The organism is Rhodopirellula sp. J20-39, from assembly GCF_057365095.1.
Genome location: NZ_CP195123.1, coordinates 5,875,323 through 5,888,580, shown reverse-complemented (window position 1 = coordinate 5,888,580; position 13,258 = coordinate 5,875,323). Strand labels below are relative to the sequence as shown.

Here is a 13,258-nt window from a genome sequence, read left to right as displayed (position 1 = left end):
TGCAGTCCGCCGATTATGACTGAATCGTCGGGACTGCGATCTCGCCGAGAATGTCTTCAAGCACTTGTTCGGTGGTCAATTTCCGCAGTCGACTTTCCGGACGCAGGATCAATCGGTGGTTCATCACCGGTGCAATGATTTTCTTGACGTCATCGGGCAACACGAAACTGCGCCCTCGGATTGCCGCCATTGCTTGCGAGCAACGAAATAGTGCGATTGTTGCCCGTGGGCTGCCACCCAGAGCTAGGTTTTCGTTGTGCCGAGTTTCGTGGACCACTTGCAGGATGTAGTGCCGAACCCGGGGGTCGACGTGGACTTCGCGAATCGTGGCTTGTGCCTTAACGAGCTGGTCGGCTGTTGCGACGGCCCCAATCGTGTCGACGGGGTGCGTGAACTGCAGCATGTCGAGCATCCGCATCTCTTCCTCAACGGTTGGGTAACCGAGCGAAAACCGCATCAAGAAGCGATCGAGCTGGGCTTCGGGAAGCGGAAATGTTCCCTCATGGTCAACCGGGTTTTGTGTCGCGATGACTAGGAAGGGAGGCTTAAGGGTGTAGGTTTGCCCATCAACCGTGACACGTCCCTCAGCCATGGCTTCCAGCAAGGAAGCTTGCGTCCTTGGCGTGGCTCGATTGATCTCATCGGCCAGCAAAATCTGAGTGAAGACCGGACCAGCCCGAAACTCGAACTCGGATTCCTTTTGGTTGAAGATTGATGTTCCCGTGACATCGGTGGGCAGGAGGTCGGGTGTGCACTGAACTCGTTTGAATTGGCAGCCTAGGCTTTTCGCCAGTGCTCGTGCGAGCATTGTTTTAGCCACGCCCGGAACGTCCTCAAGCAGGATGTGCCCGCCGCTGAGCCAGGCGACCAACGACAGCACCAATTGCTTGCGTTTACCCACAATGGCAAGTTCTACGTTACCGATGACTCGCTTGGCCAATTCCGCAACCGGGGCGACGTCGACATGCCCGGTGGATCTTCGGGCGGGTGGCTTGGCACCGGTTGCCGCTGGACCGGGCGTCGGGGCAGGCGGGGCGGGCGGATCGGTAGGCGGCAAGACGTTCACTCCGGTCGGTGGGCAGTTTGACTGTCCACCATCATAGCTGCTTGAGCCCGAGAGAATGGCGGGCCCGTCAGAATGCAACGCAGTGGGGCGAAGCCGCTTTACGAGCTTGCCGGTTCCTGGTCTTCGCTTGAATGGGGAATCGCTTGGTCGTGCAGCGTAGCGAGGGCGTTGGCCGCGGCTCGCTGTTCCGCATCCTTTTTGTTGTTGCCCCAAGCTGGTGGGAATTCCTGTTCGCCCACCACCGCGCCGATCAGAAACGCTTTCCGGTGATCAGGGCCGCTTTCGCGGATTAAACGATAGACCGGCGTCGCTGAAAGTTCACGTTGAGCGTATTGCTGGAGCACGCTTTTGTGGTTGCCGGAACCTTGAGTATCGACGGCAAGTTTGACCTCATCGCCCAACCACAATTTCAAGCGGTCGCAAACCACGTCGGCGCCGCCGTCCAAGTAAAGAGCCGCGATCACCGATTCGAATACGTCGCTGACCAATGATCGCGGGTACGAGCGATTGCGAGTCACACCGCGACCAACGATCAGGCATTCGTCCAAGCCCAACTTGCAGGCCGTCCGGCCGCAGGCTCGCCGGCTAACCACGGCGGATTTGATCTTGGTCAAATCGCCTTCCGTGTATTCGGGATAGTCTTCAAATAACCAGCGGCAAACCGTTAGGCCCAACACGGCATCGCCTAGGAATTCCAGCCGTTCATTGCTGGCGAGCCGATTGGCGGCGCCTGAGGCGTGGGTTAACGCCGACAGCAACAGCGATAGATCCTTGAACCGATAGTTCAGGATTTCTTGACACCGTTCGAGTTTGGCGTCTGCATCAATATGAGTCGCCTCATTGGATGCAGAGTCGATTAAACGGATCGAATCCGCGTGCGGTTGCCGTTGATCGGCCACAAACGGCCCCGGTCCAGCGAGGTCCGTATTGGACGGCGGACTGGGGGTGGCGGAATCAGGGCTAGGGCTAGGATCGGCGGACGATGACGGATCGTCAGCCGTATCTTCAGAGGATGCGGGCACAAAAAAACCAACTATAGAAAAGAAGTGACAGAAGCTACTGCCTCACTTCAGTCCCGCGCCGGTGATCGAAAATTTCGTCAAGCGAAACTTTCTGTGGTCGGCTTTCGACCACCGGTGAGTGACTGTGCGAAGAAGCAAAATTAGCGAAACACCACGGATTTTACTAGCCCGAACCGATTACCGCTGGCAAGCCGTCGACGACGCGAGTTGGCGACCCGCCTGACTAGGCATGTGCCCAATCTAGACTTGTGATCAGTGGGGCGGTTCAATGGTGGAACCCCCGCCAGTCTGAGCCTTTGAAAAGTTGACCGAGATGCGATTTCCTTTTGTTCCCCAGTCATTCAGCGGTACGAATGAGCGAAAGACTTGGTGGCCAATCTTTGCTGTTGCCGCGTTTTTGCTGAGTATGGCGAGCGGCATCACGTCTGAATTGTGGGCGGACAACACGCCCGCGAGCGAGATGGTCGATGACCTAATTTTTCTGACCAGCGAGGAGTTGGCTGGCCGCAGCAGCGTTGATCCGACGATCCAGGTTGCCGCCAACTACTTGGCCGAACGTTTTGAGGCCATTGGGTTAGACACTGACTTGTTCGAGGGGGCGGCAATGCAAGTGGTCGAGATTCCGGTCGCGCCAACAGCAACATCTTCTGAATCAAATCGACTGTCATTCGTTTCTGACTCGACATCGGTTCACAAAACAACCGCCGACTCAGCAATTCAAGCCGCAGCAACCCGTATCAATGCGGATAGTACAGATGCAGATAGCACGGAGCAGTCGAGCACAGGCGACTTGGATAACGATTCGCTGAACCTTGCGGTCGATTTCATGCCCATGGCGATTGGCGTTGCGGAAGCGACGATTGACGCACCACTGGTTTGGGCGGGGTACGGTATCTCCGCGGAGGAGTATCAGTACGACGACTATGCGGGAATCGACGTGCAGGACAAGGTTGTCATGATCCTGCGAAAAGAGCCCGGGGCAAGTAATCCGGACAGTCCATTCGATGGTGTGAAGAACACGCGACATGCTTTCTTTGCTACCAAAATTGCGACCGCGATCGATGCAGGGGCCAAGGCTGTCATCATGGTTAATGATGCGGAAAGTGCGTCCCGAAAAGTTCAAGACGTGCGAAAACGTCAAGCGGCTGAAACTGACCGCATGTCGGCGATTCAGGAACAACTCGAAAAGCTGCCTCCCGAAGCGGTGAATGTTCGAACGCGACTGACTCAGCAGCTTGATCGTGTCAGCGATATGATCGATGCCATGGATCTGGAGGTGGCTACCGCGAGACGCGGTTTGTTGGGAATCTCCGAAGCTGGGGTTTCGCCATTAACCGGTAGCGAAAAGCTTTTCGACGAGGAAACCGGCAAACGCGTGACCCGACCTGCGGTTCCAGTGATCAGCTTGGCTCGTGACGTGGTCGATCGCCTGCTTAAGAAAGCTGGTGGTGAAGGTATCGCGGATGCGGACACTGATGAAGCGACATCGAAAAGCGGTGTCGGGCTTGAAGAACTGGAGCAGAGCATCGATTCCAGTTGGCAACCTAACAGCTTCAAAATTCCGGGTGTTCGGGTGCGATTAGATGTGCGGTTGACCCCCGCGATTGCGAAAAGTTCCAACGTATTGGGCACGCTGCCCGGTGCGGGTCCCTTGGCCGACGAAGTTGTCGTGATCGGCGCGCACTACGATCATGTTGGGATGGGCGGTCGCGGATCGCTAGCGCCAGGAACGGTTGCGATTCACAATGGAGCCGACGACAACGCCAGCGGCACGGCTGTTTTGTTGCAGGCGGCTGAGCAGTTGGTGGAAAAGCTAAGTGGTCTGAGTAATCGCCGCCGCTTGTTGTTCATTGCATTCACCGGCGAAGAACGCGGTTTGCTGGGAAGCAAGCACTATGTGAAGTACCCCCGGTTTCCGATCGGCGACACCGTTGCGATGGTCAACATGGATATGGTGGGCCGGTTGCAAGACAATGAGTTGACGGTCTATGGAACGGAATCGGCCAGCGTGATGAACGAGCTATTGGATCAAGCGAACCGATCGGCCGCGTTCGACTTGTTTCGGGTGGGTAGCGGCTACGGCCCTAGCGACCATTCTTCCTTCTATGAGGCGGGAATTCCGGTATTGTTTTTCTTCACTGGCCTGCATTCGGATTACCACCGTCCAAGTGATGATTTTGACAAACTTAATCTGGATGGCATGAGCCGGATAACCGATATCGTTTGTCAGGTTAGCGAGCGATTGGCGACAATGCCTGAGCGTCCGGTTTACACGCAGACAGAAAAGAACGTCCAAATTCGTCGCCAACTGGCGGTTTTCATGGGGGTGAAATTGTCTCAACAGCCGGGCGAGGTGGTTTTCTCGTCAGTCCTTGCGACTGGTCCTGCTGCGGCGGGAGGTTTGGTAGCCGGGGATCGACTGGTTGCCATTGCTAGCAAATCGATCAAGGAAGTTGACCAAGTTTTTGATGCCTTGCGACGCTATTCTGTCGGTGATGAATTACCGATTGAAATCAAACGCGGCTCGCAGACGTTGAATCTAAAGGTCAAATTAGGAACTCGCCAATAGCAACCACGCGCCGATGCCCGGTTCGTGTTGTCGTTGGTAAACCAAAGTGGAATCGTTTCCACGGGTATGATTCTTTCGGTGCAGTCGTGGGTCAGCAGTGACGCAAGCGGCGGCAGCGAAACCACGCAAGAATGATGCCTAGAAAATATATTTCGTTGGGAAAAGTTGGCACAGAGAAAAAACGGCACAGATCGCTCTTGCCGCCGATCCCCTCGATTGACACAATTCAAACCGAAGTTGGAAAAGGTATCGATGGCGAAGGACGCCAGATTTGATCCCTTGTCCAAGCCTGTTTTGGATTTCGCATTCACCACGCAAGGAGTAGCGGACGTGCGACGATTCGTTCTATCGGCCATCGCCCTGGCCATCACCACATTGACTGTTCTCGCCCCGGCCGCCGCAACCGCTCAAGAGAGTGGACATCGGATCGCCGTGGTGGATGTTGCATACATCTTCAAGAACAACAACGGGATCAAATCCCAAGTTAAACAAGTCGAACAAAACTTGAAAACGTTCGACGCCGAGCTTCAAGAAAAGCGGAATGAGCTGAAGAGCGCCGCTGAGAAACTCAAGACTTTCCAAGTTGGAAGTGGCGATTACATCGCACAAGAAGAGAAGGTCGCTTCGATGGAATCGAAGTTGCGTCTCGACATGGCTCGTAAGCGTAAAGAGCTTGCCGATCGCGAAGCCAAGATCTACTACGACAACTACCAGCACATTGCTGCCGGCGTCAAGATTCTGGCCCAGCACTACAAGATCAACCTTGTCTTGCGTTACAACAGCGAAGACATGGACTTGCAAAAAGGCGAATCCGTTATCCGTGGCGTTATGAAGAACATCGTCTATCACGACGAAGCTCTCGACATGACTCCTGGCGTGATGCAGTATCTGGATAAGATTCTGGTCGCTGGCGGAGAAGGCAGTACTACAGTTAAGTAGTATTGTTGGAATCAATTGATAGGCGTCGGTAGTCCATGGAATGGTCTGCCGATTGCTTCGTCCAAGGATCTATCGAAGACGGGGGTGGCGGCTATCGCAGTCTCCCCACCGGCGCGGCAAGGAGGCCCACGCCATGATTGGGTACCGAAACGAACATACGATCGCAACAAGCTGTGAAGTGGTCGGCCGAGGTTACTGGAGCGGACAAGATGTCTGTGTTCGGTTTCACCCCGCGCCGGTCAGTTCGGGGATTGTTTTGTGCCGATCGGACTTGCCGGGACAGCCCTGTTGTCCTGCGAAGTCGGTGCATGCCGACGGGATTCAGTTTCGTACCAATCTAAGCCTAGGCGAAGCCAAGTTTGAATTGGTTGAGCATCTGCTCGCCGCACTTGCCGGGCTGGAAATCGATAACTGTTTGGTCGAGGTCGATACGGTCGAATTGCCGGGTATGGATGGAAGCAGCGATGCTTTCGTACGTGCTTTGCAAAGGGCTGGGTTGGTCATTCAGGCGGCGGCAAAGTCGCAGCTGGTCATTGAAGAAACTTTCAAGGTGACCTTGGATGAGGCTTCAATCGAAGTTTCGCCTAGCACCGATGGTCGGTCGGTGTTTGCTTACCACCTTGATTACGGTCCAGATAGTTGCATCAAACGACAGTCGTTTGAACTTGCTACCGATCCACGCGAATTCGCTCGCCAAGTTGCTCCCGCAAGAACCTTCGTCACGTTGGACCAAGCGGAACAACTGCGAAGCAGCGGTGTGGCCTTACATGTCACTAATCGCGATTTGTTAGTCATCGGCGAGCACGGTGTGGTCGATAATGAATTACGGTTCCGAAATGAATGTGCTCGACACAAGACACTCGATTTGATCGGGGATTTGTCACTGGCGGGTGTCGATTTAATAGGGAAGTTTTGTTCGGATCGAGGCGGTCATCGTCTCAACGGCATCTTGGCGAAACGATTGGCTGAGATGGTCGCGTCGGCTGGGCGTTCGGATCGAAGCGGTGAAGTTCATTTGCGACGATTTGCTGCTTAACTGGCAAAAGAAAATTTTAGACAGGGTTGCTCACGATGAGTGACAACTGATTTCCATCAAGGATTCCTTCATGAGTGTCGTGATCGCTCCCACCGCTGTAGTGGACCCCAAAGCTAATTTGGGCAAAGACGTGCGTGTCGGACACTTTTGCGTGATTGGTCCCGACGTCACCATTGGTGACCGTTGCCGAATCGAAGATCATGTTTCGATTACGGGGATCACTCGGCTCGGTCACGACAATCAAGTCTTTTCGCACTGCAGTATCGGCTCACATCCACAAGATATTGGTTATCGCAACGCGCCAACGCGTGTTGAGATTGGCGATGGCAACGTGATGCGTGAACAGGTCACGATCAATCGTGCCAGTGAAAAGGAAGACGGCGTGACACGCGTCGGCGACCAAAACTACATGATGACCGGAACGCACATCGCACACGACTGCAACGTGGGCAATCGAATCGTGCTTGCCAATAATTGCATGATCGCCGGACACGCTCATATTCATGATGATGTCACCATTGCGGGTGGGGCCGGGATTCATCAATTCGTTTCGGTAGGAACGCTAGCGTTTGTCGGCGCGATGAGTCGCATCCTGCAAGACGTCCCGCCCTACATGATCATCGAAGGCTATGACGCGAAACCGCGCTGTGTGAATACCGTAGGGCTGAAACGCCACGATTACACCGAAGACGATATTAAAGTCTTGACGCGTGCCTTCCGTTTGCTTTATCGGCAACGTGTCGGGATCGATACCGCTCGCGATGAGATGCTTAGCACTGGTCCTATTCGACCAGTTCTTCGCCATCTGTTTGATTGTTTAGATACCACATGTGGTGGTCGGGCCGGACGAGGTCGAGACCGCCGAAAGAAAGCCGCATGAGCCGTCAGCAAAGCGTTGGTCAAAAATTGAATGTCGCCGTTATCGGCGGTGGGCATCTTGGACGCATTCACGCGAAGTTACTGACCCAGGTCGAAGGGGCGCGATTGGTTGCAGTTTGCGATCCGAATCTGGAAGCCGCCACGACCATTGCTGAAACAAACAGCCGCCGGGAAGAAACGGTTGCGGCGTACGCGGACTACCGCGATGCGATCGGTGATTTTGATGCTGCCATTATTGCGGCACCAACCGGTTTTCACGGTGAAATCGCCACGACCTTGCTGAAGGCCGGTAAGCATCTTTTCGTTGAAAAGCCGCTAACCCATGATTCCGAAGAAGCTTTGCAGCTAACACGCCTTGCGGCCAGTCGCAACCGAGTGCTTCAAGTTGGGCATGTCGAACGGTTCAACCCCGCCTTCACCGCCCTTGGTGAGTTCGGCGTCGATGTGAAATATGTCGAAGCCACACGGGCATCTAGATTTCCCGGTCGTTGCCTGGATGTCGGTGTCGTGATGGACTTGATGATCCACGACCTTGATTTAGTTTTGTCGCTGACCCACGCGCCGGTTCGATCGATTCATGCCAGTGGTTTGTCGGTCGTCTCGGATCACGAAGACATCGCTGAAGCACGAATCGAATTCGAATGCGGGTTGGTCGCCAACCTGAAAGCCTCGCGGGTGAGTCCGACTCCGGCTCGCGATATGGTTTTGTATAGCCCTGCAGGTTTCGCACAAATTGACTTTGGTAAGCCTGCTCTCGCAATGGTTAAAACGAGTGACTCACTGAGTCAGCGAACGTTTGACCTTAGCGCCGAAGCCGAGAACCCTTTGAAGTATGCTGATCAGCTTTTTGAAGAGCACCTCAGCTGTGAATTAAAGGAACTGGAACCGCGGAATGCGATTCTGGACGAGCTGCATGACTTCGTGATCAGTATTCAAGCTGGCGGAGTTCCTGTCGTCGACGGGCAAGCTGGTGCTCGAGCTGTGTCGGTTGCAGAAACAATCTTGGACGCAATTGCTCAACGGTCTTGGTACGCCAACGCTTCCGAGGATGAAGTTGGTGCCAAGGGGCTACCTCGTCGTCGCATCGAACAAGATCGCATCGCACCACGACGAGCTGCTTAGTCTCTCTGTTGGAGTCCAGCCTTCAGGCTGCCCACCCACGTTTCCCAGCGGATTACTGCGCCCGCGGGTGTGCTTTCTCGTAGATCGTTCGCAGATTCGTTGCACTGACATGCGTGTAGATCTGGGTGGTCGTCAGTGACTTGTGACCTAGCAGCTCTTGGACACTGCGAATGTCCGCACCGCGATCCAGCAGGTGAGTGGCGAATGAGTGTCGTAGCGTGTGCGGGCTGGTGCGTGAATCAAGTTCAGCGGCGGCAATGTACTTGTCTAGCATCCGGCCGACACTGCGGGTGGTCAGGATGTTGCCAAACCGGTTCACGAAGACGGGTGCAGCCTGGCCCAGCATTTCCGCTTCGGTAGAACGACTGCGTCGTGCGGCATAAGTTTGGATCGCTTTAATGGCGTAAGACCCCAAGGGACTGATACGTTCCTTGCGTCCCTTACCACGAACCCGGGTGATACCCTGTCCGAAATCTAAGTCGCCGTCACGCAGTCCAACCAATTCGCTCACACGCAACCCGGCGGAGTACATGGTTTCCAAGATCGCACGGTCTCGTAAACCAGCAACATCATGCGCCGATGGCGCAACCAGCAGACGCCCTACTTCGTCGTTGGATAGAACGTGAGGCAGTTTGCGGCTTTGTCGCGGGTTGCGGAGAGGCTTGGCGGGATTGGTGGTGGCGATCCCTTCACGCATTGCGAACTTGAAAAAGCTTCGCAGTGACGCGAGCTTCCGTGAGATCGTGCTACGGGCGTAACCGGCTTGTTGAAGCGCAGCCTGGAATTTCCGCAGGTGAGACGGCGAAAGAGACGAAATTGAAATCGAACTGCTTTCGCTGTCTTCAATCCATTGCGTGAAACCGAACAGGTCTTCCCGATACGCCTTGATGGTCAGATCCGAAGCATTACGCTCGGTTGCCATGTAACGTAGAAAGCGAGCGATCGTCGATGAAAGCGATGCACTGGGCATGACTTAAACGAAGTCGTCCATTGAAATGCTGTCAAACTCTTCGCTGGCGTATGCTTCGTCGCTTTCGACAATGACAGTTTCACGAATCTTGCGTGATAGCATTGCGGCGTCGTACCAGGAAAATTCCAAGTCCGGGTTGGCGGCAAACCGTGCGAGTTGACGCAGGGTTTCGTCGCGGTTTTCGTCATCAAACAAGAAGATGAACTTCTCTTCGCCTTTGACCAAGGCTAGTACGTTGACTTCCGTTTCCATGAGATAAGACTCTTCCTGAGTTCGTTTGCGGCAGGGGGGAGGTTCGCTGCGACTCAGTATCGGCTGACAGGCCAACGTAAAATGAGGTCGGATGGGTCGTGACCGCCACGAGCTTCCAACATTTCCACAATGTGGAGGTGACAACAGAAACGAATGAAATCATCGGATCTTTTGATATAACCCTGCCAAGACATCCCTCGTGCGTCATCGCCCGTTTCTACGTAATCGGCTAACCGTTGCGTGAAGTAAGGATCATCAGCTCGGTACAGCCGGGTATGGGTTAAAACGGGCTCGTGTTGAGCCATCATGACTGGGGGTGTTGGCGATGGACCGTCTGGAATCAAGTCAGTGGGTTCAGGCCAGTTGTTGGGAAGTGGCGGACCCATTGCAAGCTCGTTACTGGTCCAGGTGCCGTCCATGTCCTCTTGGACGTATTCGCCGTCGATCACTGGGTAGGATTCCTGGTTTGAATTGATAACGGCGCGATCCCCAGGGATCATGGGCGTCTGGATCCTTTGCTCGGCAAGCGAGTCTTCTAACTCCATCTCGTCCGTCCCCATGTCGCCCATTGCTGTGCCCTGGGTGTGTGAAACCCGAGCAATTGTTTCAGGCTCATTGTCCGCGAAGAGGTCCTTATTGCGACTGATGCGTAGCGGATTGGCCGCTTGGGCAGATCCCTGTTTCACGCCTGGACCCGCCGTCATGGATACATCGACTGGGGTTTGTGTCTTCATCTGGCTGCGAGCAAGTTCAAACTCGGCCTCTCGCACGATTCTCGCCGGAATCTTCTCTTCGCCTTTGGTGCCCCACGGCAATCCGTATCCCGCGGGAATTGGGTGGAACCCTTCGTTTGCGGCGTACCAGTGGACCGTCATCGCCATACGAGGCGGGTAGTACGATTCGAAATCCGTGACGGATCCCACAACGACCGCTTCGACGTCCATCATTTTGGCAAGCCGTTGGAAGTCAGCCCCGGTACGGGGTTCACCAAATTGGGACGAATAGGCACGCCACTGGTTTGAAGTCACTCCAACGGGCAAGACTTCAAAGCCAGGAATTGCTTGCAAGCCCGAATAGTAAGCTCGGGCTACCGCGTCACCGTCGAGCGTTGGGTGATCGCTCTGGTTGAAGAACGGCAGGATCGCGACCCGTTTGATTTGTGGGAACGGATTGTGAAGCGTGTCACGTGTCCGTGTTTCCGGAACCAACGAGCAACCGCTGAGGCAGAAAATTGCCATGTAGACAGTCGCCAACATCGACGCGGTGCGACGCGTCAATAGTCGGTTCTGCTGCTGTTCTAATATAGAGAGTTTCACGATTGACTTTCAGTCATCGCGCATTGTCTCCGCCACCCACTTGTTGTAATCGGCACATGAGAGGTAGAAGTTCACCCAAACTGGTAGATTCACTCAATATTGAATGAAGATCCAATCGGAACCCCTCTTAGATGCGAGAGGCAGCGTCAATTTCCCGCAAAGACCATCGTCTCCGCTTAAAAGTGCCCGGGATGCATTCAGTTGTCGAAGCACGAAGCCTAGCGGGATGAACGGCTTCAAGTAGTCGCCTCGGTCAACTTGCTTTGAATATTGCCGTAGCTGGTTGGGAATTCAACAACGCTCGACAAGTCTCGGTAGAACTCTCGGTCGGTTTGGCTTATTGCGACAAAAACGGTGGCGTCCTTCGCGGCATTGACCATGGTCGAAATGTCAGCATTGCGGTTGCCAACGCAGTTGATCAGAACCGTTCCCTTTGCCGCGGTTGGATTGAGGCAACGCTTTACATCGGGCTGGATAGAAGCGACCACTGAATCTAAGAAGTCGAACGAGTCGGACGACGTGTCACAATACGTCAAATCGACCGGGGTCGGCTTCTCTGACTTGCTTGTAGGTTCTTCGGCTGCGCCGAAGTTGATTCCTCGAAGATTGCTTTTCGTTTTCAGGATGACATCGTCAATCGACCAGAGACGCAATTGGTCAGCGACACCGTGTTCTGGCATCGTGACTTCATCCCAATCATCCCAGATCCCAATTACGGCTGGGGCCACTTGTCCGGCTAACCTTACTAGTCGAACTCGAGTTTGCAGTTCTTCGGGAAGTTTTGTGAGCGAGGCCTCGTCATCACCAAGGTGGAGAATCACGTCGATTTCGCTCTTATTCATCCCCGATGCTTCTAGAACTGAAGCATGGATTTCTTGCAGATCACGTCCAAAGGCAGTTTGTTCCGCTTCCTTAAGTGACACGTTCCTTTCGAGGCAGTCGTCTATCATCGCTTGGTAGCGATTGGGGTAAAGCCGAGCTAATGTCACACGGGCTGCTTCCTGCATGGTGGCACACATCAGTAGCCCTTCACCGATGTCGTCGTGTCCACCTTGTTCAATCATGATTTCGATGGCTAAGCCGGCAGCGACTCCCTTTTTCCAGATCAGTTGTAGGTTCAGTGGCGAGGGGGCGTCGATTGAAAGAGCGGCTTGAGCGGTAGCGGCGAGGGCCAACCGCCCGACTCGCTTTTGTCCAACCTGAACGACTGCTCGAGCGAGATCTGGAATGGCCACTCCTTTGGGATTGTAGAACGGAATGTTCGCCAACTTGATGATTTCACTGGACAGCAGATCGCTCTTCGCGATCGAACTTGACAATGCATTCGCGTCGAGGTCTTCGATACTGGCTGTCCGAAAGACGTTCATTGCAGCGTCACAAACAGGAACCTTTTCCGCATTCATCCGGTTGGTGATGCTCTGCGGAGTGAGCGGGGCGTACTTCGGACTCGACGAAGGATTCGCTTTCGTATCGAAGAGTTTTTCCTTGTCGGAATCTCTCTGGGACGTTTCACTTGCATTGGAATCTACCTGTGTCTCACTCGGCTTGCACGGCGTATTCTCTGAAGCGGGCAGGTTGGAGTTCGTTTTGGCCGATCGTGTGGCAAGGCGATCGACAATTGCGCGGACCTTCATTCCAAAGACGGAGTAGTCGATCGGTTTGTAGACAAGGTCGTCCACGCCGCGACTGATTAGATCCTTTGCAATGCGTGGTTCCGTGACGCCGGTCAACACGACAATAGCCGGACGACGCTCGTTCGATAACAAGTTGACCGCCAAAGCATGCCCGTTTTGGTTAGGCATTTTTAGATCTGTGACGACGACCGAGTAGTCGTTCTTTTCAGCCATTGCGGTCGCTTCTAAGCCGTCATTTGCCGAATGACATTTAAAGCCTTCCCGGGTTAATGCAAGAACCGTTAAGTTTCGCACGAGAGGTTCGTCGTCTACAACCAGAGCAAGTGTCGTGGATTGAGTCATGATGTTGTAAGTGTCGATGTAGATGAGAAGTTGTGCCTTAGCCAAGGCTGCGAAGCTGGTGGATCAGCTTCAGCGAGTTACTTAGAAAAGTTGGCTAGGAAAAATTAAGTC

At 54.2% G+C, this 13,258-nt stretch carries 11 protein-coding genes; 5 read left to right on the top strand and 6 right to left on the bottom strand.

Translation table 11 applies throughout. The features are described 5' to 3' along the window. Positions 1-13 precede the first annotated feature (13 nt). On the bottom strand, positions 14-1,057 hold the full coding sequence (locus ACR3ZL_RS21470; RefSeq protein ID WP_473651042.1) for an AAA family ATPase: 1,044 nt from the start codon (positions 1,055-1,057) through the stop codon (positions 14-16). Between the two features lie 107 nt (positions 1,058-1,164). After that, positions 1,165-1,965 (bottom strand): ribonuclease III, encoded by an 801-nt coding sequence (gene rnc, locus ACR3ZL_RS21465; RefSeq protein WP_473653495.1) that lies wholly within the window; start codon positions 1,963-1,965, stop codon positions 1,165-1,167. A gap of 436 nt (positions 1,966-2,401) precedes the next feature. Between rnc and ACR3ZL_RS21460 the strand changes: the two genes are divergently transcribed. The 5 genes from ACR3ZL_RS21460 (at position 2,402) to ACR3ZL_RS21440 (ending at position 8,633) form a co-directional block, all read left to right on the top strand. Continuing rightward, on the top strand, positions 2,402-4,657 hold the full coding sequence (locus ACR3ZL_RS21460; protein ID WP_486172955.1) for a M20/M25/M40 family metallo-hydrolase: 2,256 nt from the start codon (positions 2,402-2,404) through the stop codon (positions 4,655-4,657). Positions 4,658-4,873: 216 nt separating this feature from the next. After that, positions 4,874-5,596: an OmpH/Skp family outer membrane protein gene (locus ACR3ZL_RS21455; protein WP_486172954.1), complete on the top strand. Its 723-nt coding sequence runs from the start codon at positions 4,874-4,876 to the stop codon at positions 5,594-5,596. Positions 5,597-5,729: 133 nt separating this feature from the next. Beyond that, a complete protein-coding gene (gene lpxC / locus ACR3ZL_RS21450) occupies positions 5,730-6,632 on the top strand; it encodes a UDP-3-O-acyl-N-acetylglucosamine deacetylase (RefSeq protein WP_486172953.1) in 903 nt (300 codons plus the stop codon). A 70-nt stretch (positions 6,633-6,702) separates the two neighbouring features. Beyond that, positions 6,703-7,512, top strand: a complete 810-nt coding sequence (gene lpxA, locus ACR3ZL_RS21445) for an acyl-ACP--UDP-N-acetylglucosamine O-acyltransferase (RefSeq protein WP_473651047.1) — start codon at positions 6,703-6,705, stop codon at positions 7,510-7,512. Next, entirely contained in the window at positions 7,509-8,633 is a 1,125-nt protein-coding gene (locus ACR3ZL_RS21440) for a Gfo/Idh/MocA family oxidoreductase (RefSeq protein ID WP_473651048.1), read from the top strand. The genes lpxA and ACR3ZL_RS21440 overlap by 4 nt, the downstream gene beginning before the upstream one ends. 52 nt (positions 8,634-8,685) lie before the next feature. Here ACR3ZL_RS21440 and xerC read toward each other — a convergent pair whose 3' ends face one another. From xerC to ACR3ZL_RS21420, 4 genes are all read right to left on the bottom strand, one after another. Then, positions 8,686-9,603, bottom strand: coding sequence for a tyrosine recombinase XerC (gene xerC / locus ACR3ZL_RS21435; RefSeq protein ID WP_473651049.1), 918 nt, complete (start codon positions 9,601-9,603; stop codon positions 8,686-8,688). A gap of 3 nt (positions 9,604-9,606) precedes the next feature. Next, positions 9,607-9,855, bottom strand: coding sequence for a hypothetical protein (locus tag ACR3ZL_RS21430; protein ID WP_283430751.1), 249 nt, complete (start codon positions 9,853-9,855; stop codon positions 9,607-9,609). Between the two features lie 53 nt (positions 9,856-9,908). Continuing rightward, positions 9,909-11,111, bottom strand: coding sequence for a hypothetical protein (locus tag ACR3ZL_RS21425; RefSeq protein WP_473653496.1), 1,203 nt, complete (start codon positions 11,109-11,111; stop codon positions 9,909-9,911). Between the two features lie 296 nt (positions 11,112-11,407). After that, positions 11,408-13,192 (bottom strand): response regulator, encoded by a 1,785-nt coding sequence (locus tag ACR3ZL_RS21420; protein WP_473651050.1) that lies wholly within the window; start codon positions 13,190-13,192, stop codon positions 11,408-11,410. Between the last annotated feature and the right edge of the window lie 66 nt (positions 13,193-13,258).